At 75.0% G+C, this 24,348-nt stretch carries 26 protein-coding genes and 1 pseudogene; 14 read left to right on the forward strand and 13 right to left on the reverse strand.

The features are described 5' to 3' along the window. Both E4P43_RS16515 and E4P43_RS16520 read right to left on the reverse strand, forming a co-directional pair. A pseudogene (locus E4P43_RS16515) lies at positions 1-453 on the reverse strand (hypothetical protein); the annotation flags it as partial. After that, on the reverse strand, positions 446-1,351 hold the full coding sequence (locus tag E4P43_RS16520; RefSeq protein ID WP_135146539.1) for a MoxR family ATPase: 906 nt from the start codon (positions 1,349-1,351) through the stop codon (positions 446-448). The gene E4P43_RS16520 and the pseudogene E4P43_RS16515, both read right to left, overlap by 8 nt. Before the next feature lie 47 nt (positions 1,352-1,398). On the opposite strand from E4P43_RS16520, the gene E4P43_RS16525 reads away from it, so the two are divergent. After that, on the forward strand, positions 1,399-2,685 hold the full coding sequence (locus E4P43_RS16525) for a M18 family aminopeptidase (protein ID WP_135146540.1): 1,287 nt from the start codon (positions 1,399-1,401) through the stop codon (positions 2,683-2,685). A 79-nt stretch (positions 2,686-2,764) separates the two neighbouring features. Here the strand turns inward: E4P43_RS16525 and E4P43_RS16530 are convergent, their stop codons facing one another. Next, the gene (locus E4P43_RS16530; protein ID WP_135146541.1) at positions 2,765-3,610 is read right to left on the reverse strand and encodes a PRC and DUF2382 domain-containing protein; all 846 of its coding nucleotides are present in this window, start codon (positions 3,608-3,610) and stop codon (positions 2,765-2,767) included. A 345-nt stretch (positions 3,611-3,955) separates the two neighbouring features. Here E4P43_RS16530 and E4P43_RS16535 point away from each other — a divergent pair, with 345 nt between their 5' ends. The 3 genes from E4P43_RS16535 to E4P43_RS20290 all read left to right on the forward strand — a co-directional run bounded on the left by E4P43_RS16535 (position 3,956) and on the right by E4P43_RS20290 (position 6,170). Beyond that, positions 3,956-4,765, forward strand: a complete 810-nt coding sequence (locus E4P43_RS16535; RefSeq protein WP_135146542.1) for a DUF3097 domain-containing protein — start codon at positions 3,956-3,958, stop codon at positions 4,763-4,765. A gap of 83 nt (positions 4,766-4,848) precedes the next feature. Then, positions 4,849-5,784 (forward strand): hypothetical protein, encoded by a 936-nt coding sequence (locus E4P43_RS20285; protein WP_209313929.1) that lies wholly within the window; start codon positions 4,849-4,851, stop codon positions 5,782-5,784. 2 nt (positions 5,785-5,786) lie between these two features. Further along, entirely contained in the window at positions 5,787-6,170 is a 384-nt protein-coding gene (locus tag E4P43_RS20290) for a GntR family transcriptional regulator (protein ID WP_209313930.1), read from the forward strand. On the opposite strand, the gene E4P43_RS16545 is transcribed toward E4P43_RS20290, so the two are convergent. Beyond that, a complete protein-coding gene (locus E4P43_RS16545; RefSeq protein ID WP_135146543.1) occupies positions 6,155-6,997 on the reverse strand; it encodes an aldo/keto reductase in 843 nt (280 codons plus the stop codon). The genes E4P43_RS20290 and E4P43_RS16545 overlap by 16 nt on opposite strands. A 74-nt stretch (positions 6,998-7,071) precedes the next feature. Beyond that, positions 7,072-8,310 (reverse strand): MFS transporter, encoded by a 1,239-nt coding sequence (locus E4P43_RS16550; RefSeq protein ID WP_135146544.1) that lies wholly within the window; start codon positions 8,308-8,310, stop codon positions 7,072-7,074. Positions 8,311-8,446: 136 nt separating this feature from the next. On the opposite strand from E4P43_RS16550, the gene moaA reads away from it, so the two are divergent. Genes moaA through E4P43_RS16565 form a run of 3 tightly spaced genes read left to right on the forward strand, consistent with a single transcriptional unit; the run spans position 8,447 to position 9,989 of the window. Next, positions 8,447-9,502: a GTP 3',8-cyclase MoaA gene (gene moaA, locus E4P43_RS16555; protein ID WP_209313931.1), complete on the forward strand. Its 1,056-nt coding sequence runs from the start codon at positions 8,447-8,449 to the stop codon at positions 9,500-9,502. Then, positions 9,499-9,747 (forward strand): MoaD/ThiS family protein, encoded by a 249-nt coding sequence (locus tag E4P43_RS16560; RefSeq protein WP_135146545.1) that lies wholly within the window; start codon positions 9,499-9,501, stop codon positions 9,745-9,747. The genes moaA and E4P43_RS16560 overlap by 4 nt, the downstream gene beginning before the upstream one ends. A 50-nt stretch (positions 9,748-9,797) precedes the next feature. Beyond that, entirely contained in the window at positions 9,798-9,989 is a 192-nt protein-coding gene (locus E4P43_RS16565) for a hypothetical protein (protein ID WP_135146546.1), read from the forward strand. Here the strand turns inward: E4P43_RS16565 and E4P43_RS16570 are convergent. Continuing rightward, positions 9,986-11,560, reverse strand: coding sequence for a SpoIIE family protein phosphatase (locus tag E4P43_RS16570; RefSeq protein WP_135146547.1), 1,575 nt, complete (start codon positions 11,558-11,560; stop codon positions 9,986-9,988). The two genes, E4P43_RS16565 and E4P43_RS16570, sit on opposite strands and share 4 nt — an antisense overlap. Before the next feature lie 142 nt (positions 11,561-11,702). Here E4P43_RS16570 and E4P43_RS16575 point away from each other — a divergent pair, with 142 nt between their 5' ends. Beyond that, complete coding sequence (locus E4P43_RS16575; protein ID WP_135146548.1) at positions 11,703-12,197, forward strand: GAF domain-containing protein; 495 nt, start codon at positions 11,703-11,705, stop codon at positions 12,195-12,197. A 57-nt stretch (positions 12,198-12,254) separates the two neighbouring features. Continuing rightward, complete coding sequence (locus E4P43_RS16580) at positions 12,255-13,100, forward strand: SMP-30/gluconolactonase/LRE family protein (protein WP_135146549.1); 846 nt, start codon at positions 12,255-12,257, stop codon at positions 13,098-13,100. Positions 13,101-13,110: 10 nt separating this feature from the next. Here E4P43_RS16580 and E4P43_RS16585 read toward each other — a convergent pair whose 3' ends face one another. From E4P43_RS16585 to E4P43_RS16610, 6 genes are all read right to left on the reverse strand, one after another. Beyond that, complete coding sequence (locus tag E4P43_RS16585) at positions 13,111-13,521, reverse strand: molybdenum cofactor biosynthesis protein MoaE (RefSeq protein WP_135146550.1); 411 nt, start codon at positions 13,519-13,521, stop codon at positions 13,111-13,113. After that, complete coding sequence (locus E4P43_RS16590; protein ID WP_135146551.1) at positions 13,518-14,096, reverse strand: nucleotidyltransferase family protein; 579 nt, start codon at positions 14,094-14,096, stop codon at positions 13,518-13,520. The genes E4P43_RS16585 and E4P43_RS16590 overlap by 4 nt, the downstream gene beginning before the upstream one ends. A 44-nt stretch (positions 14,097-14,140) precedes the next feature. Continuing rightward, positions 14,141-15,187 (reverse strand): ABC transporter ATP-binding protein, encoded by a 1,047-nt coding sequence (locus E4P43_RS16595; RefSeq protein ID WP_135146552.1) that lies wholly within the window; start codon positions 15,185-15,187, stop codon positions 14,141-14,143. Next, positions 15,184-15,990 carry an ABC transporter permease gene (locus E4P43_RS16600; RefSeq protein WP_135146553.1) on the reverse strand — a complete coding sequence of 269 codons (807 nt, stop codon included), beginning with the start codon at positions 15,988-15,990 and terminating at the stop codon, positions 15,184-15,186. The genes E4P43_RS16595 and E4P43_RS16600 overlap by 4 nt, the downstream gene beginning before the upstream one ends. Then, complete coding sequence (gene modA, locus E4P43_RS16605) at positions 15,987-16,796, reverse strand: molybdate ABC transporter substrate-binding protein (RefSeq protein WP_135146554.1); 810 nt, start codon at positions 16,794-16,796, stop codon at positions 15,987-15,989. Before modA ends, E4P43_RS16600 begins: the two co-directional genes overlap by 4 nt. A gap of 67 nt (positions 16,797-16,863) precedes the next feature. Then, positions 16,864-17,256, reverse strand: coding sequence for a TOBE domain-containing protein (locus E4P43_RS16610; protein ID WP_135146555.1), 393 nt, complete (start codon positions 17,254-17,256; stop codon positions 16,864-16,866). Between the two features lie 89 nt (positions 17,257-17,345). On the opposite strand from E4P43_RS16610, the gene E4P43_RS16615 reads away from it, so the two are divergent. The 5 genes from E4P43_RS16615 to E4P43_RS16635 all read left to right on the forward strand — a co-directional run bounded on the left by E4P43_RS16615 (position 17,346) and on the right by E4P43_RS16635 (position 24,096). Continuing rightward, the gene (locus E4P43_RS16615) at positions 17,346-18,572 is read left to right on the forward strand and encodes a DUF2786 domain-containing protein (RefSeq protein WP_167759219.1); all 1,227 of its coding nucleotides are present in this window, start codon (positions 17,346-17,348) and stop codon (positions 18,570-18,572) included. A gap of 73 nt (positions 18,573-18,645) precedes the next feature. Next, entirely contained in the window at positions 18,646-20,358 is a 1,713-nt protein-coding gene (locus E4P43_RS16620) for an ATP-dependent DNA helicase RecQ (protein ID WP_135146557.1), read from the forward strand. Between the two features lie 98 nt (positions 20,359-20,456). Next, positions 20,457-22,112, forward strand: a complete 1,656-nt coding sequence (locus E4P43_RS16625; RefSeq protein WP_135146558.1) for a carbamoyltransferase C-terminal domain-containing protein — start codon at positions 20,457-20,459, stop codon at positions 22,110-22,112. Between the two features lie 197 nt (positions 22,113-22,309). Continuing rightward, the gene (locus E4P43_RS16630) at positions 22,310-22,747 is read left to right on the forward strand and encodes a DUF4383 domain-containing protein (protein ID WP_135146559.1); all 438 of its coding nucleotides are present in this window, start codon (positions 22,310-22,312) and stop codon (positions 22,745-22,747) included. 137 nt (positions 22,748-22,884) lie between these two features. Continuing rightward, entirely contained in the window at positions 22,885-24,096 is a 1,212-nt protein-coding gene (locus E4P43_RS16635) for an acyl-CoA dehydrogenase family protein (protein WP_135146560.1), read from the forward strand. An 18-nt stretch (positions 24,097-24,114) separates the two neighbouring features. Here the strand turns inward: E4P43_RS16635 and E4P43_RS16640 are convergent, their stop codons facing one another. Beyond that, a complete protein-coding gene (locus E4P43_RS16640; protein ID WP_135146561.1) occupies positions 24,115-24,318 on the reverse strand; it encodes a hypothetical protein in 204 nt (67 codons plus the stop codon). Positions 24,319-24,348: the final 30 nt, after the last annotated feature.

The raw sequence follows: 24,348 nt of genomic DNA on the forward strand, positions 1-24,348 counted from the left end.
TGGCGCGGCCGGCACCAGCAGCGCGAACAGCCGCCGCAGGTGCTCGCGCTCCTCCGGCGTCAGGCCCGCCACGTCCCGGTGGCGCAGCACCTCCCCGGCGCTGGCCCGCGCGGCGAGGTCGGGGGCGTCCTGGTCGTCGTCCCCCTCACCGGTGCCGGCGTCCAGCGGGGCCGAGGCGGCAACGCGGGGCGGTGCGCCGGCCGGGGCGGTGCGGACGCGCGGCCGCTCCCCGGAGAAGAAGGCGGCGAAGGCGGCGTCGTAGCGGTCCAGGTCGTCGGGGCCGCCGCAGAGCGTGAGCCGCCCGGCCCAGTAGACGTCACCGGTCTCCAGCACCCGCAGGTGCGCGAGCGCGGTGAGCATCGCCTCCACCCGGTCCGGCGAGGCCGGCACCCCGGCGTGCCGCAGCGTGCGGGCGAACGCCAGCACCGTGTCGACCACGTCGCGCTCAGGCACCGGTGAGCACCCCGGTGCCCAGGGCCCGCACCCGCTCGGTGTCCTCCCGGTACTTCAGGACCGCACCCAGGGTGCGGGCGGCGAGGTCGGGGTCGAGCTCGCGGGCGCCGAGGGTGTGCAGCGCCGTGGCCCAGTCCATGGCCTCGGCGATCCCCGGCGGCTTCAGCAGGTCCAGGGTGCGCAGCATCGCCGTCGCCCGGGCCACCTGGCGGGCCAGCGACTCGGTGACGTCGGGCAGCCGGCGGCGCAGGATCGCCACCTCGCGGTCGAAGCCCGGGTGCTCCAGCCAGTGGTAGAGGCAGCGCCGCTTGAGCGCGTCGTGCACCTCGCGGGTGCGGTTGGACGTGAGGACGACCAGCGGCGGGGTCTCCGCGCGCACGGTGCCCAGCTCGGGGATCGAGATGGTGAAGTCCGACAGGACCTCCAGCAGGAACGCCTCGAACTCGTCGTCCGCCCGGTCCACCTCGTCGACCAGCAGCACGCTGGGCGAGTCCTCCAGCGCCCGCAGCAGCGGCCGGGCCAGCAGGAAGCGCCGGTCGTACAGCGAGGCCTCCAGGCTCTCGGTGTCGGCGTTCGCGTGGGCGGCCTCGGCGGCACGCAGGTGCAGCAGCTGGCGGCCGAAGTCCCAGTCGTAGAGCGCCTGGCTGGCCTCCAGCCCCTCGTAGCACTGCAGCCGGTGCAGCGGCCGGCCGGTGACCTGCGCGAGCGCGTGCGCCAGCGCCGTCTTCCCCACCCCCGCCTCGCCCTCCAGGAAGAGCGGCCGGTGCATGGCCAGCGCGAGGTACGCGGCGGTGGCGAGCCCCTCGTCGGGCAGGTAGCCGGTCGCCTCGAGCGCGCCGGCCAGCTCGGCGGGGCTCCCCGGGGCCGACGGCGTGCGCTCACTCACACCCGGCAGCATCCCACCCGGGCGGGCGGCGGGACACCGGCGCGGGAGACGATGACCGCATGCCGGACCCCACGCCGACCGCCACGACCGACGCGCTCGCGCTCGGCGACGACCTGCGGGCCTTCGTCGACGCCTCGCCCTCGCCCTCGCACGCCGTCGCCGAGCTGGCCCGCCGCCTCACCGCGGCCGGGTTCACCGAGCTGGCCGAGACCGACGCCTGGTCGCCCGCGCCCGGCGGGCAGCACTTCGTCGTCCGGCACGGCAGCCTCATCGCCTTCCGGGTGGGCGCGGGCGCTCCGGCGGAGACGGGCCTGCGGATCGTCGGCGCGCACACCGACTCACCGACGTTCAAGGTGCGGCCGAACAACGACGTCCGCCAGGCCGGCTACCGGCTGGTCGGGGTCGAGCCCTACGGCGGCGGCCTGTGGCACACGTGGCTGGACCGCGAGCTGACCGTCGCCGGGCGGCTGGCGCTGCGCGGCGGGGAGCGGGCGCTCGTGCGGCTGCCCGGGGCGCCGCTGCGGCTGCCCTCGCTGGCCATCCACCTCGACCGCGCGGTGCGGGAGGGCCTGACCCTCGACCCGCAGCAGCACCTGGTGCCGGTGTGGGACCGCGACCTCGGGGAGGAGCCGGGTCTGCTGGAGGCGCTCGCCGCCGCGGCGGGCGTCCAGGCCGGCGACGTCGTCGGGCACGACCTGGTGCTGGCCGACACCCAGCCCGCGGCCCGGGCCGGCGCCGACGGCACCTGGGTGGCCGCCCCGCGCCTGGACGACCTGGCGTGCTGCCACTCCGGGCTGCTGGCGCTGCTGGCCGCCCCCGCCGGGGAGCGCACGCAGGTGCTGGTCTGCAACGACCACGAGGAGGTGGGCAGCGGCTCGATGTCCGGCGCGCGCGGCAGCTTCCTCGAGGACGTCGTCCAGCGGCTGGCCGGGGCCGAGCCGCAGGCGGTGCACCGGGCGCTGGCCCGGTCGGTGCTGGTGTCGGCCGACATGGCCCACGCGGTGCACCCGAACCGCGCGGAGCGCCACGAGCCGGCGCACCGGCCGGCGCTCGGCGGCGGGCCGGTGCTGAAGGTGAACGCCAACCAGGCCTACGCCACCGACGCGGCGAGCGGCGGCTGGTTCCGCGAGCGGTGCGAGGAGGCCGGGGTCCCGGTGCAGGCGTTCGTCACCCGCGCGGACCTGCCCTGCGGCAGCACCATCGGCCCGCTGACGGCCACCCGGCTCGGTGTCACCACGGTCGACGTCGGCGCACCCATGCTGGCGATGCACTCCTGCCGGGAGCTCGCCTCGGCCGTCGACGTCCCGCTCATGGTCGGGGCGCTCGCCGCCTGCCTGGCGGACTGACCCCCGCAGCGACGACGGCGGCCCGCCGAGGAGCTCCTCGGCGGGCCGCCGTTCGTGCCCCCCCGTGCGGGGGACCCGGTCACATGCGCCGGTCGTTGTCCGCGGCGCCCTCGATCTCGACCTCTTCCTTGCGGAGGGTCTCGTTCACCTGCGCCTGCTCGGTGACGGTCTGCTTGTCGAGGCGGATCCGCTCGACCGGCACGGCCTCCTTCTCGACCACGGGACGCTCGGCGTGCAGCGTGACCTCGTGCTCCTCCTCGGAGATGGCCGGGCCGTCCATGGCGTTGCCGATGTTGGCGTCGGTGATCGGCTCGCGCTCGAGGCGGACCTCCTCGCGGGTCACCGGCACCGTCTCGGTGACGTTCTCGCTGACGACGTACTTGCGCAGCCGGGCGCGGCCGACCTCCTCGGAGCGGGTGCCGACGTGCAGCTGCTCCTCCGAGCGGGTCATGGCGCTGTCGGTGGTCGGGCCGGAGGTGTCGTGGCCCACGGTGCCGGCGGCGTCGGTCGTGCCGGTGCCCGCCATGCCGGTGGTCTCGCTGTGCATGCCGGCGGTCGTCTCGGTGTGCATGCTCTGCGTCGTGTCGGTCTGCATGCCCTGCGCCGTGTCAGAGCCGCCGAGGCCGTAGTAGCGGTAGAGCTCCTGCTCCTCCTGCGGCGAGAGGTGCCCGTCGGTGTCGATCTTCGGGGCGTCCTTCACCCGGGCCTTGCTCACCGATACGCGGACGCCGTCGTTCGTCAGGTCGGCGTCACGGATGGGGACGAAGGACTCCTTGGTGCCGAACAGGCCGGTGCGCACCGTGACCCACTCCGGCTGGCCCGTCTCGTCGTCGAGGTAGACCTCGGAGGCCGAGCCGATCTTCTCGCCGGCCTGGTCGTAGACGTCCTGGCCGATCACGCGGCTGATGGTGTCGGTGCCGATCATGTGGTGGCTCCTATCTGAGCTCGGGTCATGTCCGTCACACGATTGGGTGACCGGGATGATCGGGCCGAAACGAGACGACGGAGCACGAAAGGCCCCCCGGATGCCGTGACCATCAGTAACGGCCATCGTCACCGAGCGGGATGATCTTGCCTCGGCGGTATCCCCGCAGGTCACGGCCAAGCCGGTCGCGCACCACCGAGTCGGCCGTTGGGTGCGGCAACCGCCGTATATCCGGTGACTCTGCGTGGCCGAGGTCGGCACGGGCGTGTCGTCACGGATCGGTCCCGTCCGCCCGCGTCGGCGCGTCGCCCACGCCTGCGCCCCTCCGTTGCCCAGCATGGGGAGGTGCCTCCCCGCTCCCCCTACGACAACCTCGTCCACCCGCGGACCGTGAAGAAGCCGGTGCCGCAGGTGGAGGCCGAGAAGGACCTCGTCGTCGAGGACCCCAGCTCGGGCTTCGTCGGCGCGGTGGTGCGCTGCGAGAAGGACGTCGTCCACCTGGAGGACCGCTTCGGGAAGGTGCGCGGGTACCCGCTGGGCCCCGGCTTCTGGGTCGAGGGCCGCCCGGTCGTGCTGGTGCGCCCGAAGCACGCCGTCGCGGCGGCGCCCACCCGCAGCGCCTCGGGCTCGACCTACGTGGCCAACGCGCGGGCCCGGGTCGCCCGCGAGGGCCGCATCTACGTCGAGGGCAAGCACGACGCCGAGCTGGTGGAGAAGGTCTGGGGGCACGACCTGCGCATCGAGGGCGTCGTCGTGGAGCCGCTGCACGGCGTGGACGACCTGCCGGCTATCGTGCGGGACTTCCGCCCGGCGTCGGGCCGGCGCCTCGGCGTGCTGGTCGACCACCTGGTGAAGGGGTCCAAGGAGTCGCGGATCGCTGACCAGGTCACCGGCGACCACGCCCTGGTCGTCGGCCACCCGTTCATCGACATCTGGCAGGCGGTCAAGCCGTCCGTCGTCGGCATCAAGGCCTGGCCGGCCGTGCCGAAGGGCGAGGACTGGAAGACCGGCGTCTGCCGGCGGCTGGGCTGGGAGGACGACACCGGCTACGTCTGGGCGCAGCGGATCCTGGCGCGGGTGCGCACCTGGACCGACCTGGAGCCCACGCTGATCGGCCGGGTCGAGGAGCTCATCGACTTCGTCACGACCGACTGACACCCCGAGCGGGGCGCTTGCGCCGACGGGCCCCTCGCGCCATTGTGTCAACCCCTTGACTCAATGGTTCGGTGGAGGACGTCGTGGCCGCGCTGCCCCTGCTTCTCGTGCTCGTCCTCGCCGCGGCGGCCGCGGCCGGCATCGCGCTCGTCCGCCACTCACCACCGAGCCGGGAGACCACCGTCGCGGCTGCACGACGGCACGCGTCCGTCAGCGCGGCGACGGCGCTCGTGCTCGCAGGCACCGCGGCTGCGGGCACCCTGGTGGTCGTCAACGCGTTCCCGGGCGTGCTCCCCACGCCGGGACGGAACGGCGTCGGGGTGCTGCTCGCGGTGTTCGCCTTCGGCACCGCGCACACGACGGTGCTGCTGCTCGGGGAGCTGACCTGGCCACGTCCTGACGGCGACGTGCGGCGCGCGCGGCTGGTGCGCCGCGGCCTGCTGGACGCCGCACCGCGATGGCTGCTGCGACTGGCCCTCGCAGCGTTCCTCGTCGGCAGCGCGGTCATCGTCCTGGGTGCGCTCCTCGCCGGGCCCGACGGCCGGTCTTTCGGCATGACCTCCCCCGACGGCCGGGTCGGGGGCGCCGCGTCGCCGTTCGCCGGCCTGGCCTACGGCGGCCCGGCGGCGGTCGGCCTGGCGGTGCTGGCCGCGCTCACCGTCGGGGCGCTGCGGGTCGTCGCCCAGCGGCCCGCCGTCGTCACCGCCGACGACCGCCACGAGGCAGCGCTGCGCCGCGCCTCGGCGCACCGGGTGCTGCGCGGCGCTGCGGCGACCGTCCTCGTCGTGGCCGGGGGCCTGCTGGCGGTCAGCGGGAACGCGGTGCGCTCCGCCTCGTCCGGGCTCGCGTCCACCGCCACCGCGAACGACGTGGCCGCGGGCACCGCGGCCGCCGTCCTGCCCTGGGTGGGCGGGGTCCTCGCCGCCCTGGGCCTGGTCGGGGCCCTCGCCGGCATCGGCGTGCTGGCGGTCCGGGCACCGGGCGTCCCGGCCGACGAGCCGGTCCCCGCGGTGGCCTGACGGTGGACGTCACCGTCGACGTCGGCAGCCCGACCCCGCCCTACGAGCAGATCCGGGCGCAGATCGCCGCCCACGTGCAGGGCGGCCTGCTCCCGAAGGGCTCGCGGCTGCCCACGATGCGGGCGCTGGCCGCCGACCTCGGGGTGGCCGTCGGCACGGTGGCCCGGGCCTACGCAGAGCTCGAGTCGGCCGGGCTGGTGGCCAGCCGACGGCGCACCGGCACCGTCGTCACCGGCGGAGCATCACCCGGCACCGGGCAGGAGCGGGTTCGCGCAGCGGCGGAAGCGCTCGCGAGGGCCGCCCGCGAGGACGGCGTGGACGAGTCGGTGGTGCTGGCCGCCGTCCACGCCGCCCTGCTACGGGTGGCGGCTCAGCCCGGGATGTAGTTGAAGGTGTCCGGGTCCGGTCCGGTGCGCTCGCCACGGTCCAGGCCGGTCAGCGTCGCCTGGTCACCGGTCTCCAGCTCGAAGTCGAACAGCGCGAAGTTCTCCGCCATCCGCTCGCGCGAGGAGGACTTCGGGAAGACGACGTCGCCGCGCTCGATGTGCCAGCGCAGCACGACCTGCGCAGGCGTGCGGCCGAGCCGCTCGGCGATGGCCACGATGGCGGGGTCGTCGAGCACCTTGCCCTGGGCGATCGGCGACCAGGCCTCGGTCACGATCTCGTGCTCGGCGTTGAACGCCCGCAGCGCGTCCTGGGCCAGGTAGGGGTGCACCTCGATCTGGTTCACCGCGGGCCGGATCTCGGTCTCGGAGAACAGCCGGCGCAGGTGGTGCTCCTGGAAGTTCGAGACGCCGATGGCCTTGACCCGGCCGCCGGCGTAGATCTCCTCCATCGCCTTCCAGGTCTCGACGTAGTCGACGTCGATGCCCGGCAGCGGCCAGTGGATGAGGAACAGGTCCAGGTAGTCGGTGCCGAGGTCGGCCAGCGTCTGGTCGAAGGCGCGCAGCGCGTCGTCGCGCCGGTGGAAGCCGTTGTTGAGCTTGCTGGTGACGAAGACCTCGCCGCGGTCGATGCCCGACCGCGTGATCCCTTCGCCGACACCCTTCTCGTTGCCGTACATCTCGGCGGTGTCGATGTGCCGGTAGCCGACCTCGAGAGCGGTCGCCACGGCGTCGGCGGTCTTCTCGGGCGGGACCTGGTAGACGCCGAAGCCCAGCTGGGGGATCTGCACGCCGTTGTTCAGGTCGATGGAGGGCACTGCTGAAGCCACAGGGGAGATCCTTCCGGTTCGGGGGGAGGTCGCGAGCCGCACGATCGGTCGTGCGCGATCGACCCGCTGTCCGGCTACCCGGTGGTGCGGTCCTCAACCAATTCCGGGCGGACGCCGCGGTCCCGGATCAGCACCGACCCGCCCAGCGCGAGCACGCCCGCGAGCCCCGCAGCCACCGCGGGGACGGCGAACGCCGCCTCCGCGCCCCACGCGTCCACCGCGGCGCCGGCCAGCGCCGAGCCCGCCGTGACGCCGAGCGTGAGGCCGGTGATCGTCCAGGCCAGCGACTCGGTGAGCACGCCCGGCGCGACCCGGGACTCGACCAGCGACGTCCCGGACACGAGCACCGGCGCGATGGTGAGGCCGCCGAGGAAGCCGCAGGCGACCAGCACGGGGAGGGACCCGACGCCCCACAGCAGCTGGGCGGCCAGGCCGAAGGCGACGGCGGTGCCCACGAACCGGGCGGCCAGCGTCCCGGGCAGCCTGGCCAGCCCGTAGACCAGCCCGGCGACCAGGCTGCCGAGCGCGAACACGGCGAGGACGAGACCGGAGAAGGCGTGCGCGCCCTCCTCCTCGGCGAACCCCACGACGACGACGTCGATCGCGCCGAACACGGTGCCGACGGCCAGGTAGGTGACGACGACGACCAGCAGCGTCGGGGTGAGCACCGAGCGGCGCCGTCGCGGCGCGCCCTCCTCGGCGACGTGCAGCGGCGGCTCGGTGTCCCGCTGCGCGGCCAGCCACAGCCCGCCGACGGCGCCCAGCAGGATGCCGGTGAGGAAGCCCACCGGCGGCGCGACCAGCGTCGCCAGCAGGGTGACCAGCGGTGGGCCGAGCACGAACACGACCTCGTCGACCACCGCCTCGAAGGCGTAGGCGGTCTGCCGGCCGGCCGGGTCCAGCACCGCCGACCACCGCGCGCGCACCAGCGAGCCGATGTTGGGGCTGCTGAACCCGGTGGCGGCGGCGAGGAGGAACCAGGCCCACCGCGGCCCGCCGGTCTCGACGACCGCCACGAACGCGCTGCCGGTCACCAGGGTGGCGACCATGGCCAGCCGCAGGATCGCCGCCTGGCCCCGCCGGTCCATGGCCCGGGCCCACTGGGGGCCGGCCACGGCGTAGGAGAGCGCCAGCGTCCCGGAGACGGCGCCGGCCAGCCCGTAGCTGCCGGTCTCGCCCTCCACGAGCAGGACGGAGCCCAGCCCCAGCATCGGCGCCGGGAAGCGGCCGATCCAGGCGGCGAGGGAGAACGACGTCGAGCCGGGCACGGCGAACAGGCGCAGGTAGGGGCCCAAGAGGGTGCGGGGTGACACGGTTCTTCTCGCGCTTCCTGGCCACGGGCGAGTGCGGGTGGTCCTCCGCCGGTCCCTCGGGTGGCGGCGACAGCCTAACGGCGTCCTCCGGGCCGACGCCGCCGCATTCGTCGGGCCACGCGGCTACATTCGGGCCGTGACCAGCAGCAGCCCGCTCCCCGACCCCCGGGTGCGCCTCCCCGAGGCGCCGGCCCCGGGCAGCGGCGGGCTGGTCGACCGGTACGGCCGCGTCGCCACCGACCTGCGGGTCTCCCTGACCGACCGCTGCAACCTGCGGTGCACGTACTGCATGCCGCCCGAGGGCCTGGACTGGCTGCCCAAGGTCGAGGTGCTCACCGACGACGAGATCGTCCGGCTGGTGCGCATCGGCGTGGAGCACCTCGGCATCCGCGAGGTCCGCTTCACCGGCGGGGAGCCGCTGCTCCGGCCCGGTCTCGTGGGCATCGTCGCCGCCGCGACCGCGCTGGAGCCACGGCCCGAGGTCAGCCTCACCACGAACGCCATCGGCCTGGCCCGCGTGGCCCCGGCGCTGGCCGACGCGGGGCTGGACCGGATCAACGTCAGCCTCGACACCCTGGACCGCGACCGGTTCAAGCAGCTCACCCACCGCGACCGGCTCGACGACGTCGTCGCCGGCCTCGCCGCCGCCCAGCGCGCGGGCCTGACGCCGGTGAAGGTCAACGCCGTCCTCATGCGGGGCATGAACGAGGCCGACGCCGTCCCACTGCTCGACTTCTGCCTGGAGCAGGGCTACCAGCTGCGGTTCATCGAGCAGATGCCGCTGGACGCCCACCACGCCTGGACCCGCGGCGAGATGGTCACCGCCGAGGACATCCTCGAGCGGCTGTCCGCGGCGCACACGCTCACCCCGGACACCGAGGCCCGCGGCTCGGCGCCGGCCGAGCGCTGGCTGGTCGACGGCGGCCCGGCGACGGTGGGCGTCATCGCCTCGGTGACCCGCTCCTTCTGCGGCACCTGCGACCGCACCCGGCTCACCGCTGACGGACAGGTCCGCAACTGCCTCTTCGCCCGGGAGGAGTCCGACCTGCGCACCGCCATGCGGGAGGGCGCCACCGACCGGGAGCTGGCCGACCGCTGGCGGATCGCCACCCTCGGCAAGCTCCCCGGCCACGGCATCGACGACCCGAGCTTCCTGCAGCCCAGCCGGCCGATGTCGGCGATCGGCGGGTGACGGTGGCCGTCACGGTGCGGTACTTCGCCGGCGCCCGGGCCGTCTCCGGCGTGGACACCGAGAGCCGCGAGGCCGCGAGCCTCGACGAGCTGGTGGGCCAGATCGTGGCCGGCCACGGCGAGCGGATGGAGCGGGTCCTCACCGCCTGCTCGTTCCTCGTCGACGGCACCACGGCCCGCGACCCGGCGACGCCGCTGTCGCCCGGCGCGGTGGTCGACGTCCTCCCGCCCTTCGCCGGCGGCTGACGGCCGGTCGACGGCTGGCCGGCGGCGGCCCGGACGGCCAGGATGGGCGCATGAGCATCTTCGACAAGGCGAAGGACAAGGCCCAGGAGCTGCTCGGCCGCGCCGAGGAGCTGTACGGCGAGTCCCACGGCGATGCCGCGGCCACGGTCGCCGGCGAGGCGAACGTGCTGGAGGCGGAGGCCGAGGAGGAGGCGCACCGGCGCGGCGAGCACCCGGGCGACGGGGCCCCCGCGGCGCGCTAGCCCGCCAGCCGGATGGCGACCACGGCGACGTCGTCCTCCGGCCGGCCGCTGACCAGGCGGTCGATCAGCTCGTCGCACAGCTCGGCCAGCGGTCGCGCGGCCAGCTCGGCGACCACGGCCGACAGCTGGGCCATGCCGGCGTCCAGGTCGCTGTCCCGCCGCTCGATCAGCCCGTCGGTGACCATGAGCACGGTGGTGCCGGGGGCGAGGTCCAGCACCGCCTCGCTCCGGTCGTTGTGGGTGCCCGAGCCCAGCAGCCGCTCCCCCCGCCAGGGGCCGGCCTGGCGCACCTCCCCGGCCGGGTCGACGACCAGCAGCGGCAGGTGGCCGGCGTTCGACCAGCGCATCCGGGTGCCGCCGTCCGGGCAGCGCTCGAACCGGGCCACCGCCGCCGTGGCGTAGGTGCCCACCTCGAGCTGGGTCATGGCGGCGTCGACGCCGCGCAGCACCTCGGCGGGCCCGGCGTCGCTGTAGGCGGCGATGCCGCGCAGCAGCGAGCGGACCTGGCCCATCGCCGCGGCGGCCGCGGTGTCGTGCCCGACGACGTCGCCGATGACGAGCACCGTGGCCCCGCAGGGCTGCCGGAACGAGTCGTGCCAGTCGCCGCCGACCCGTGCCGCCTCGGCGGCCGGCGTGTAGCGGACGACGACCTCCGCGTCGTCGGGCTCGACGGGCGCGCTGAGCAGCCGGCGCTGGAGACCTTCGGCCAGCTGCTTGTGCTGGTCGAACAGCCACGCGTTGTGCAGCGCAAGGCCGACCCGGTCGGCGACCTCGCGGGCGGTGAGCAGGTCCTCCGCCCCCGGCAGCCGGCCGCTCTGCAGGAGCAGGGTCAGCGCACCGACCACGCGCGCGTTCCCCAGCAGCGGGATCGTGGCGACCGACGGCGTCCCCAGCCGGCGGAACGCGTCCCGCGCCCCGGGGTCGGACAGCGCCCGGTAGGTCTCCTCCCCCGGGGCGACGACCGTCTCGCCGAGCAGCGACCGCAGCACCGGCGCGTTCGCCGGGAGCGCGGCGAGCCGGCGCTCGGCGTACCCGACGAGCACGTCGCGCTTGCCGGGCTCGACGTGCCACGAGCCGGCGTCGCGGGGCCGGCCGCTGTCGTCGACGACGGTGAGCAGGCAGCCGTCCCCCAGCTCGGGGATGAGCAGCCGCGGGATGCGGCGGATCGCCTCGGCGACGTCCAGGGTGCCGGTGAGCCGGGCGCCGACGCGGGCGAGCATCGCCAGCCGGTTCTGGGCGGTGCGGCGCCCGGTGACGTCGGTGAAGTAGAGCGCCAAACCCGTCTCGACGGCGACCGCGTGCGCCTCGAACCAGGCGTTGAGCGGCTCGGGGTAGTACGCCTCGATCCGCTGCGGGACCCCGGTCTCCATGACCTCGCGGTAGATGCGGCCGAACTCGTTGGTGCGGTTGTCCGGGAACGTCTCCCAGAAGTCGGCGCCGACCAGGTCGGGGCGCGCCTTGCCGAGCACGGCCTCGGCCGAGGGGTTCACGTGCGTGATCCGCCAGGCGCGGTCGACCGCCATGAACCCGACCGGCATCGCCTGGAGCAGCGGGTCGAGGGGGAGGGGCATCGTCGACCTCCCGCCGTCCCGCCGCCGCGGACGGCGCGGCAGCCTCGCCCCGTGCCTGGAACGCCGGCAGCGTACGCCAGGCGGGCGCCGGGACGGGGTGCGACACCGTGCGGGACGGCGGATCAGGGCGATAATGGACGGCATGGTTCCGGCGTGCGTCGCCGACGTCGCACCGTGGCGGGACTGGACGTCCGCCGCGGACGATGCCCTGCGCTTCCTGCACGAGCACGTGGGCTGGGACCTGTGGATGGTCACCCGGGTGGTGGGCGACCGCCAGGTGGTGCTGCGCGCCTGGCCGGAGCGGCTCGTCCGGCCCGGGACGGCGGTGCCGTGGTCGGGCAGCCTCTGCCGGCAGATGGTGGAGGGGAACGGGCCGCGGCTGGCGACGGTGACCGCCGCGGTGCCCGCCTACGCCGCCCACGCCGACCAGCCGGTGGGTGCGGTCGCCGCCTACGTCGGCATCCCGCTGGTGCGGCCGGACCTGGAGCTCTTCGGCACCCTCTGCGGCATCTCGTTCCGGGCCAAGCCCCGCAGCGCCATGCGCGAGCTGTCGGTGGTGGAGGCCGCGGCGCGCACGCTGAGCACGCTGATCGCCACCGGGCTGGAGCCCCCGCCCCTCCCGGATCCCGTGCGCTGAGCGCGCGCGACCGCCCCGGCCTGCGGCAGGATCGCCGCGACGGCACCGGGAGGGCACGTGCGGGCTGAGCAGCTGACCGGGCCGGTGGCCCACCACGGCGAGGGACCGGTCTGGTGGGCCGGCTGGGGAGGGCTGCGCTTCGTCGACATGCTCGCCGGCGACGTCCTACGCCTGGCCGCCGACGGCGCGGTGACCCGGGCGCACGTGGGTGCGGTCGCGGCGGCCCTGCGGCCCCGGCGGGGTGGCGGCGCCGTCGTCGCCGTCGAGCGCGGGTTCGCCCTGGAGGACGCCGACGGCACGGTGACCGCGCTGCCCGAGGTCTGGTCGGACGACGGCGTCCGCATGAACGAGGGCGGCTGCGACCCGGACGGGCGCTTCTGGTGCGGCTCCATGGCCTACGACCAGGCGCCCGGCGCCGCCTCGATGTACCGGCTGGACCCCGACGGCAGCGTGCGCCGGGTGTTCGCCGACCTCACCGTCTCCAACGGGCTGGAGTGGGCCCCCGACGGCACGCTGGCCTACTACGCCGACACGGCGACGCACCGGGTCGACGTCTTCGACTACGACCGCGAGGGCGGGCTGACCGGTCGCCGTCCCTTCGTCGCCATGTCCGACGAGCAGAACCCCGACGGCCTCACCGTGGACACCGAGGGCGGGGTGTGGGTGGCGCTGTACGGGGGCGGCGCGGTGCACCGGTACGACCCGTCGGGCCGGCTCGACGCGGTGGTCGAGGTGCCCACCGCCCAGGTGACCGCCTGCACGCTCGGCGGGCCCGGCCTGGACGAGCTCTTCGTCACCACGTCCCGGCAGGGCATGGACCCGGGCGAGGACCCCCTGGCCGGCTGCGTGTTCCGGGTCGACGCCGGCGTGCGGGGCCTCCCGGCCCGGACGTTCGCCGGCTGACCACCTGCCCTCAGGGGCAGGCGACCCACTCCTCCTGGCCGTCGGTGAAGACCTGCCGCTTCCAGATGGGCAGCCGCCTCTTCACCTCGTCGACGAGGTCGGCGCAGGCGGTGAACGCCTCGCCGCGGTGGGAGGCGCTGACCGCGCAGGCCAGCGCCACGTCCCCGATGCCGAGCAGGCCGATGCGGTGGCTGACGGCGACGGCGTGGACGCCCGGCCGGGCGGCGAGCTCCTCGGCGATCTCGACGATCACCTCGGTCGCGGTGGGGTGGCCCACGTACTCCAGCTCGGTCACCGACCGGCCGCCGTCGTGGTCGCGGACGACGCCGGCGAAGGAGACGACGGCGCCGGCCGCCTTGTCGGCGACGGCGTCCTCGTGCGCGGCGACGGACAGCGGCGTGTCCACGACCTGTGCGATCACGGCGCCGAAGGTACCCCCGGCGGGGGAACGTCCAGGTCGGCCGGATCGGCCAGGCCGGTGCAGTCCACCTCGGTGACGTCGTGGGCGGCCAGGTAGCGGCGGGCGCCCTCGTCGCCGGTGAGGGTCTCGACGACCCCGGCCCAGTGCTCCCGGCCGAGGAGCACCGGGTGGCCGCGGACGCCGTCGTAGGTGGCGACGGCGAGGGCGTCGGGCGCGGCGTGCGCGGCGACGGCCCGCAGGGCATCCGGCGTCATGCCCGGCATGTCCACCAGCGTGACGAGGGCGGCGTCGACCGTGCCGGGGAAGCCGCGCAGCCCGTCCAGGCCGGTGCGCAGCGAGGAGGCCATGCCGCTCTCCCAGTCCTTGTTGGCCAGCACCGTCGCCCCGGTGAGGTCCGCGGTGCGCCAGACGTCGACCGCCTGTGCGCCGAGGACGACGAGCACGACGTCGCAGGCCGCCCGCGCCGTCCGCACCGCCCGCTCGACCAGCAGGCTGCCCTCGTGCTCGACCAGCGCCTTCGGCATCCCGTAGCGACGGCCGCCCCCGGCGGCGAGGACGACGGCGGCGGTGGTCATCCCGCCACCCTCCCAGAGGGCCGACACGGCCGTCGTGGCCGGGTTCAGCGGGCGTAGACGGCCACCTCGGAGGCCTTCACCGCGGCCCAGACCTGCGCCCCGACGGTCAGCCCCAGCTCGGCGAACGCGGTCGCGGTGACGTCGGCGACCAGCGGCACCTCGCCGGCCAGGTCGCAGCGCACGGTGCCGCCGTGCGGCGTCGCCCCGGCGACCGTGGCGCGCCAGACGTTGCGCGGGCTGCCCTCGGGCCGGGACAGGTACAGCGCGACCGACTCCGGCCGGACGGCCGCGAACACCGCGCCGACGGCCTCCTCGGCCACCGCGACGACGCCCCCGCCGTCCACCCGCACGGTGCGCCCCTCCCCCGTGCCCGGCAGCAGCGAGAGCCCGACCAGCCGGGCGACGTAGTCCGTGCGGGGGCGGCGGGCGATCTCCTCCGGCGTCCCCTCCTGGACCAGCCGGCCGTCCTCGACGACGACGACGCGGTCGGCCAGCGCCATCGCGTCGACCGGGTCGTGGGTGACCAGCACGGTGCTGCCGCGGAAGTCGGCGAGGTGCCGGCGCAGCTCGGCCCGCACGGCCAGCCGGGTCCGGGCGTCCAGCGCCGACAGCGGCTCGTCGAGCAGCAGGAGGGCCGGCTCCCCCACCAGCGCCCGGGCCAGCGCCGCGCGCTGCGCCTGACCGCCGGAGAGCTCGCCCGGCCGGCGGGCGCCCATGCCCTCCAGCCCGACCCGGGCCAGCCACGCCGCGGCCGCCGCCCGGGCCGCCGCCTTCGCCGTGCCGCGGGTGCGCAGCCCGAAGCCGACGTTGTCGGCGACGCTGAGGTGCGGGAACAGCAGCGCGTCCTGGAAGACCATGCCCAGCGAGCGCCGGTGGGCGGCCAGGTGGACGCCGTCGCAGTCCCAGGTGGCGCCGTCGACGACGACGCCACCGCCGTCCGGGGGCAGCAGGCCGGCCAGCACCCGCAGCAGCGTGGACTTCCCGGCGCCGTTGGGGCCGAGGACGGCGAGCACCTCGCCGTCGGCGACCTCGACGTCGAGCCGCAGGTCGAGGGTGCCGCGGCGCACGGCGACGGAGGCGTGCAGGCTCACGCGGCGCCCGCCCGGCCCAGCCAGCGGTCGCGCAGCAGCAGCAGGGTGGCCAGCGAGACGCCCAGCAGCAGCACCGAGAGCACGATCGCTGCGTCCGGGTCGCGCTGCAGGGCGAGGTAGACGGCCAGCGGCATCGTCTGCGTCGTGCCCGGGAAGTTGCCGGCGAAGGTGATGGTCGCGCCGAACTCGCCCAGCGCGCGGGCCCAGCAGAGCACCGCTCCGGCGGCGATGCCCGGTGCGACCAGCGGCAGGGTCACGCTGCGGAACGTCGTCCACCGGCCGGCGCCGAGGGTGGCGGCGACGTCCTCGAAGCGGGCGTCGGCCGCCCGCAGCGCACCCTCCACGCTGATCACGAGGAAGGGCATGGCCACGAAGGTCTCGGCGATGACGACCGCGGTCGTGGTGAACGGGATGGTGATGCCGAAGGCGTCGTCCAGCCAGCTGCCGACGACGCCCTGCCGCCCGAGCACCAGGAAGAGCGCGACGCCGCCCACCACCGGGGGCAGCACCAGGGGCACGGTCACCAGCGCCCGCAGCACCGTGCGCCCGCGCGCCCGGGACCGCGCGAGCACCCAGGCCAGGGGGACGCCGAGCAGCAGCGAGAGGCCGGTCGCCAGCGTGGCGGACACCAGCGACAGCCGGAGCGCCTGGCCGACGCCGGGCGCGGTCAGCTGGGCGCCGAGCTGCGACCAGGGGGTGCGGACCAGCAGGCCGAGCAGCGGCAGCGTCAGGAACAGGACGCCGATCGCGGCGGGGACCAGCAGCGGCGCCGGCACCGGCGCGCCCTCGCGGGACCGGCTCACGGTTCGAAGAAGCCGGCGTCGGTCAGCGCGCGGCGCCCTTCCTCGGAGAGCAGCAGGTCGGTGAAGGCCCGCGCGGCGGCAGCGTTCGGGGCGTCGTCCAGCACCGCGACGGGGTAGCGGTTCTGCGCGGCCTCGGACTCGGCGAAGGCGAACGCGGGGATCTCCCCGGACATCACGTCGGTCCGGTAGACCAGGCCGGCGTCGACCTCGCCCAGCTGCACCTTGGTGAGCACCCCGCGGACGTCCTCCTCGTAGGTGTCCGGGGCGTCCGTGCGGCCGACCTGCTCGAGCACCTCCTGCGCCGCCGCGCCGCACGGCACCTCCGGCGCGCAGACGGCGAGGGTCAGGTCCTCGGGCAGCAGCTCGCCGAGGCTCGGGATCCCGGACGGCGGCTTCCTGAGGCCGGCCGGGTTGTCCGCCGGGAAGGCGAGCATCAGCCGGTTGGAGGCGAACAGCTCGGCGTCCCCGGCGAGCCCGGCCTCGGCCACGCGGGCCATCTGCGCCTCGTCGGCCGCGGCGAACACGTCGGCCGGCGCGCCCTGGGTGAGCTGCCCGGCCAGCGCCGAGCTGCCGGCGAAGTTGAACTGCACCTCCAGGTCGGGGTGCTGCGCCTCCAGTTGCTCCCCCAGGTCGGTGAAGACGTCGGTCAGCGAGGCGGCGGCGAAGACCGTGAGGGTGCCGCTCAGGGTCGGGAGGGTCCCGCCCCCGCGATCCCCCTCGCTGCCGCCGGGAGGCGCGTCGCCCGCGGACCCGCATGCGGAGAGGGTGAGCAGCGAGGCCAGCAGGAAGGCGGGCGGGACGCGCATGCGGGTCACCACAGCAGGTGCATCCGCATCTGCGCAAGTGATCAGCGGGGCGATTCCGCAGATGCGGTCACGGGACGTCGATGCTGACCTGGGTGGCCTTCACGGTCGCGACGGCCCGGACGCCGGGCTCCAGACCCAGCTCGTCGGCCGCCTCGCGGGACATCAGCGAGACGACCCGGAAGGGACCGGCCTGGATCTCGACCTGCGCCATGACCGTGTCGCGCAGCACGCGGGTGACGATGCCGGTCAGCTTGTTGCGGGCCGACGACGGCGTGGTCCCCGGCTCGGGCGCCTCCCGCAGCTGCGTGGCGAGCTTCGCGAGCTCCACGCCCTCCACGACGGCCGGTCCCGCGCCGTCGCGCCGGGCAGGCAGCCGGCCGCTGTCGATCCACCGGCGCACGGTGTCGTCGCTGACGCCGAGCAGCGCCGCCGCCTCGGAGATGCGGTAGGTCGCGGGCACGGCCAGACCCTAGACGGACCTGTGGACGCCACCCCGCCGTCCACAGCCGGATTCCCGCCCCACCGCCGGGAACGGGCAGCATGCTGGGCGTGATCGACGAGGCCTGGCTGGCGGACCTGCTGCGTCATCGGCCCGACGCCGGGACGGCTGCCCAGCTGGCGCCCGGGCTCGCCCGGCACCACCCCGACGTCGACGCCGGCGGCCTCGTCACACGGACGCTGCTCGGCGCCCTCGACGAGGTGTGGGAACGGGGCTGGCAGCCGGCGGACGTGGCGCACGCGGCCCGCCGTGAGGCTCCTGCGGGCTCAGTGCCGCTGGCGGTCGCGCTGATCGCCGAGCACGCCCGCCGCACGGATGCCGCTGCGCGGGCGCCGGAGAGCTGGGTCGACCAGCTGAAGGAGCTCGACGCCCTCGGCCCGGGTGACGCAGCCGTGGTCGCCGCCTGGCAGCGAGGCGCCCGGCGGTCGCCGGCGGAGGCGTGGCGGGTCGTCCTCTCGCTGCTGGGGGTGCTGCGCGGCGCGTCCCGGATCGAGGTGCTCGTCCCGCCGCCGTCGCGATGGGGCGCCGCCCGGGTGCGCACCGACCGCCCGGTCGGCGAGGGCGACGACCGCGTGCTGCGCCGGATCCGCGGGCTGCTGGCCAAGGCGGAGTCCACCGAGTTCGCCGAGGAGGCCGAGGCGCTGACCGCCAAGGCGCAGGAGCTGATGGCCCGGCACGCGGTGGACGCCGCCCTGCTGGAGGACGTCACGCTCCATGCCCACGACGTCGACACGCGGCGGGTCCACGTGGCCGACCCCTACGTGCGGGCCAAGACCCAGCTCCTGGGCGCCGTCGCCGAGGCCAACAGCGTGCAGCTGGTCTGGTACCAGGGGCTCGGCATCGCCACCCTGGTCGGCGTGCGCGGCGACCTGGATGCCGTCGAGCTGCTGTTCACCTCGCTGCTGCTGCAGGTGGCCCACGCGCTGGCCGCGGCCGAGCGGTCGGCCGGCGGGCGGCCGGGGTCGCGCACCTTCCGCCGGGCGTTCCTGCTCGGCTACGCCCACCGCATCGGCGAGCGGCTCACCACGGCGCGCCGGCAGGCCACCGCCGGGGCCGCGGCGGAGCGCGGCGTGGACCTCCTGCCCGTGCTGCGGTCCCGGCAGGAGGCGGTCGAGGCGCGGACGGCGGAGCTCTTCCCGCGGGTCAGGGCCGGCCGCAGCCGCTCCTCGGTGGACGCCGGCGGGTGGTACGCCGGACGGGCCGCCGCCGAGCGCGCGGACGTGCGGAACGGCGGCGCCCCGCTGGGTGGGCCCGGCGGGACCGCCGAGCTCGGGTGAGCGCGCTCCCGGGGGAACGCGGCCTGGGCCTGCGCACCGTTTGCCCGGCAGGGCGGCCGGGGAGAGGCAGCGGGTGCCTTCCCCCTCCGAGCGGGACAACCCCGCCGGCGCCACCGCGTCCGTCCGCACCCGCCGCATCCGCCAGTTCGCCCGCGAGGTCCTCGGCTACGAGGAGTTCCGCCCCGGGCAGGAGCAGGCGATGCAGGCCGTCGTCGGCGGTCGCGACACGCTCGCCGTCCTCCCCTCCGGCGCCGGCAAGACCGCGGTCTACCAGGTCGCCGGGCAGCTGCTCGAGGGCCCCGTGCTCGTCGTCTCCCCGCTCATCGCGCTGCAGCGGGACCAGGTCGACCGGCTCACCGAGCTCGAGGACCGCGCCGGCCGGGCCGCCCAGCTGAACTCCACGATGTCGGCCGGCGACCAGCGCGAGGCCCTGGACGGCCTGCGTGACGGAACGGTCCGCTTCCTCTTCCTGGCCCCCGAGCAGCTGACCAAGCCCGAGGTCGTCGACTCCATCGCCGAGTCCGAGCCGGCGCTGTTCGTCGTCGACGAGGCGCACTGCGTCTCCGCCTGGGGCCACGACTTCCGCCCCGACTACCTGCGCCTCGGCGGCGTCATCGAGCAGCTCGGCCACCCGACCGTGCTCGCGCTGACCGCCACCGCGGCGCCGCCGGTCCGCGCCGAGATCGTCGAGCAGCTGGGGATGCGCGACGCCGAGGTCGTCGTCGCCGGGTTCGACCGCCCGGAGATCCGGCTCGAGGTCGACCACTACGCCGACGCCCACGGCAAGGAGCAGGGCGTCCTCGACCGCGTCCTGGCCGAGATCGGCGAGGGCCGCGGCCCCGGCATCGTCTACAGCGCCACCCGCAAGGGCACCGAGGGGATCGCCCAGCAGCTCGCCGACCGCGGGCTGCGCACGCGGGCCTACCACGCGGGCCTCGCCAAGGCTGTCCGCGAGGACACCCAGCGCGCCTGGATGGACGACGAGCTCGACGTCGTCGTCGCCACCACCGCGTTCGGCATGGGCATCGACAAGCCCGACACCCGCTTCGTCGTCCACGCCGAGCCGGCGGACTCCGTCGACAGCTACTACCAGGAGATCGGCCGGGCCGGGCGGGACGGCGAGCCGGCGCTCGCCGTGCTCGTCCACCGGCAGGAGGACCTCGGGCTGCGCCGCTTCTTCGCCGCCGGCACCCCCGCCGAGGAGGAGCTCCAGCAGGTGGCCGGGCTGGTGCAGGCCGCCGCGGCCGCCGGGCTCGACGACGGCGTCGACGTCAAGGCGCTGCGCGAGGAGACCGGCCGGGCCGCCACACCCCTGGTGCGCGACCTCAACCTGCTGGAACAGGTGTCGGCCGTCGTCCTGGACGAGGAGGGCGCCGCCTTCCCGGCCGAGGGCGCGCCCGCGCCCGGCGAGGCGGCCGAGCAGGCCCGACAGCTGGCCGAGCACCACGAGAAGGTCGACCAGAGCCGCGTGGAGATGATGCGCGGCTACGCCGAGACCACCGAGTGCCGGCGGCAGTTCCTGCTCGGCTACTTCGGCGAGCAGCTCGACGAGCCGTGCGGCAACTGCGACAACTGCTCGGCCGGCACCGCCTCCGAGCACGCCCCCGACGACCTCGAGGACACGCCCTTCCCCGTCGGCACACCCGTCGAGCACACCGAGTGGGGCGCCGGCGCCGTCATGCGCGTGGAGGACGACCGGATCACCGTGCTGTTCGACGAGGTCGGCTACAAGACCCTCGCCCTGGCCGCCGTCCTCGAGCACGAGCTCCTGCAGACCCGCACCTGACCCGCTTCGAGCTGCGGCGCCGACGCGGCCCCGTGATGATCATGACGACGGGCAGGCGCGGAGCAGACGGGCCGATCCCCAGACCAAGGAGTGCATGCGTGAAGGTCCTCGGCATCAACGCGATCTACCACGACCCCGCGGCGGCGCTCGTCGTCGACGGGAAGATCGTGGCGGCAGCGGAGGAGGAGCGGTTCAGCCGCCGCAAGCACGGCAAGCGACCCCTGCCGTGGAGCGCGTGGGAGCTGCCCGAGCTCTCGGCCGCCTGGTGCCTGAAGCAGGCGGGCATCCGCCCCGAGGAGCTCGACGCGGTCGCCTACTCCTTCGACCCGGCGCTCATGGGCACCCCGGAGGACTCCGGGCTGTTCGACGACGGCGACACCATGCGCAAGAAGTACGCCGAGATGGCCCCCGACTTCCTCGCGCACGCCCTCCCGGGCCTGGACCCGGCCAAGGTCCGGTTCGTGAAGCACCACGTCGCGCACGCCGCCTCCGCCGGCAAGGCCGCCCCCCAGCGGGACAACGCCGTCCTGGTGCTCGACGGCCGGGGCGAGGCGCACAGCCACCTCGCCGGCCGCTACGTCGACGGCCAGCTGGAGGTGCTCGCCGGCCAGGCGCTCCCCCACTCCCTCGGCCTCATGTACGAGGAGCTCACCGACCACCTCGGCTTCCTGCGCAGCTCCGACGAGTTCAAGGTCATGGCGATGGCCTCCTACGGCAAGCCGCGCTTCCTGGGCGAGCTGTCCGAGCTGATCCGCGCGACCGACGACGGCGGGTTCCGCACCGAGCGGATCGACTTCGCCGAGTTCGCCCCGCGCCTCGGCAAGGACGAGCCCTGGACCGAGGCGCACGCAGACCTCGCCGCCAGCGTGCAGACCCGCCTGGAGGAGGTGCTGGTCGACCTCGCCCGCTGGGTGCACGAGCAGACCGGCGAGAAGACCCTCACCATGGCCGGCGGCACCGCGCTCAACTGCGTCGCGAACACCCGCATCCTGGCCGAGAGCCCCTTCGAGCGGGTGTGGGTCCAGCCGGCCGCCGGTGACGCCGGCACCGCGCTCGGCGCCGCCCTGCACGTCGCCGCCGAGCTCGGCGAGCGCACCGAGCCGATGGCCGGCGCGGCGCTCGGCCGCGGCTGGAGCGACGACGAGATCGAGCGGTGGCTGCAGACGGCGGCCATCGACTACGAGCGCCCCGACGACGTCGCCGAGGCCGTCGCGGAGGTGCTCGCCGACAACGGCGTCGTCGCCTGGTTCCAGGGCCGCAGCGAGTACGGCCCGCGGGCGCTGGGGAACCGCTCCCTGCTCGCCCACCCGGGCTTCGAGGCCAACCTCGAGCGGATGAACGACGTCAAGGGACGCGAGCAGTTCCGCCCGGTCGCGCCGATGGTGCTGCTCGAGCGGGCAGCGGAGATCTTCAGCCGCGGCCCCATCCCCTCGCCGTACATGCTCTTCGTGCACGACGTCGCCGAGGAGTGGCGCGAGCGCATCCCCACCGTCACGCACGTCGACGGCACCGCGCGGATCCAGACGATCGACCCGCAGGAGCAGCCGCTGGTGCACCGGATGATCTCGGCGTTCGAGCGGCGCACCGGACTCCCGGTCGTGGTCAACACCAGCCTCAACACCGCGGGCCGGCCGATGGTCGACGACCCGCGGGACGCGCTGGAGTGCTTCGGCTCGGCGCCGGTCGACCTGCTCGCGATCGGGCCGTTCGTCGTCCGCCGGCCGAAGCCGACCCCCCGCCCCGGCCGGGACTGACCTCCTCCCGGACCGAACCGTCCGGGCCCCCGCTCCCGAACACGGGGACGAGGGCCCGGCGGGCACCTCCCGCCCAGGTGACGGTTCGGCAACGACCGTCGCCCGGGTGGGTGACGCCCGTTACTCCTGCTCAAGCGGGGGTACAGGGCCGCCAGCACCCGTCAGGACCTGACGGGACCACCACCTGGGAGGACACCATGGCCGCATCGGGCCACAACGCCACCGGCCGGGGCAAGACCGTCCCCGAGATCCTCGGGCTCGCCTTCGGCGCGATCTACCTGCTCGTCGGGATCGTCGGCTTCTTCATCACCGGCTTCGACGACTTCTTCGCGCACAACACCGAGGAGAAGCTGCTCTTCTTCGAGATCAACGGGATGCACAACGTCGTGCACATCCTGATCGGCATCGCCGGTCTGGTGCTGTCCCGGACGCTGGCCGGTGCGCGCACCTACGGCTGGCTGCTCGCGGTGGGCTACGGCGCCGCGTTCGTCTACGGCCTCATCGCCATCGGCAAGGACTGGGACTTCCTCAGCATCAACGGTGCCGACAACGTGCTGCACATCGCCACGGCGATCGTCGGCCTCGTGATCGCGCTGCTGCCGGTGCGCAACGCCGTCGACAACCGGCGCGTCTGACCGACCGCCTCGTCCGCCGGGACGAGGCGCACCCGCGGGCCGGGTCCCTCTCCGGAGGGGCCCGGCTCGCGGCGTCTCCGGGGCCGGGAGGAGACCCCGGTGCGACGCCCGTCACGTCCGCCGCTACGTTGCGGGGCATGGACTTCGCTCTCTCCGCCAAGGCCGAGGACGTCTGCGCCCGCGCGTGGGACTTCATGCGCGAGCACGTGTTCCCGGCCGAGGCCGTCTACGACCAGTGGCGGGCCGAGCGCGGCCACGACAACCACGAGCACCCGCCGATCCTCGAGGAGCTCAAGGCCGAGGCGCGCAAGCGCGGCCTGTGGAACCTCTTCCACCACGAGGTCGGCGGCCTGACCAACCTCGAGTACGCCTCCGTCGCCGAGATCACCGGCTGGTCGCCCACGATCGCCCCGGAGGCGATGAACGTGGGCGCGCCGGACACCGGCAACATGGAGACGCTCATGCTGTTCGGCACGCCCGAGCACAAGGAGCGCTGGCTGGCCCCGCTGCTGGAGGGCGAGATCCGCTCCGGCTTCGCGATGACCGAGCCCGACGTCGCCTCCTCCGACGCCCGCAACATCCAGACCTCGATCGTCCGCGACGGCGACGAGTACGTGATCAACGGCCGCAAGTGGTGGACCTCAGGTGCCGCCGACGAGCGTTGCCAGATCTTCATCGTCATGGGCAAGACCGACCCCGACGGCCCGCCGCACCGGCAGCAGTCGATGGTGCTGGTCCCCCGTGACACCCCGGGGCTGGAGATCATCCGCCACCTGCCGGTCTTCGGGTACCAGGACCAGCACGGCCACTCCGAGCTGCGGTTCACCGACGTCCGCGTGCCGGTCAGCAACATCCTCTCCGGCGAGGGCGACGGCTTCATGATCGCCCAGGCCCGGCTCGGCCCCGGCCGCATCCACCACTGCATGCGCGCCATCGGCATGGCCGAGCGGGCGCTGGCGCTGATGGTGGAGCGCACGAAGAACCGCGTCGCCTTCGGCCGCCCCCTGGCCGACCAGGGCACCGTCCGCGAGGCGATCGCGCTCTCCCGCATCGAGATCGACCAGGCACGCCTCTACGTGCTCAAGACGGCCGACCTGATCGACAAGTACGGCGCCAAGGGCGCGAAGACGGAGATCTCCGCGATCAAGGTCGCCGCCCCCAAGGTGGCGCTCGACGTCATCGACCGCGCGATCCAGGTGCACGGCGGCGCCGGCGTCAGCAACGACACCGTGCTCGCCCGCTTCTACGCCAGCGCCCGCACGCTGCGGATCGTCGACGGCCCCGACGCGGTGCACATCCGCGGGGTCGCCAAGGAGGAGCTGGCGCGCGAGCGCCCCTTCACCGGCTGACGGACCCGGGGACGGCGCTCACGGGGTGAGCGTCGTCCCCAGGGACCCGCCGGCCAGCTTGGCCATCAGCGTGGTCCGGTCCAGCCCGATCGCGGCGAGCGCCTCGGCATCGCGATCGGTGTCGATCTCCTCCCGCAGCCCGCTGCCCTCGAGCGCGTCGGCCGTGTCGTTGTCGCCCTCGGTGCGCAGGACGCGCACCAGCTCCTGCCTGGCCAGCTTCATCGCCGGTCCCTCCGTCCGCCGGTCACGACG

Origin of the sequence: Blastococcus sp. TF02A-35, assembly GCF_004571075.1 — a bacterium.
GTDB lineage: Bacteria > Actinomycetota > Actinomycetes > Mycobacteriales > Geodermatophilaceae > Blastococcus.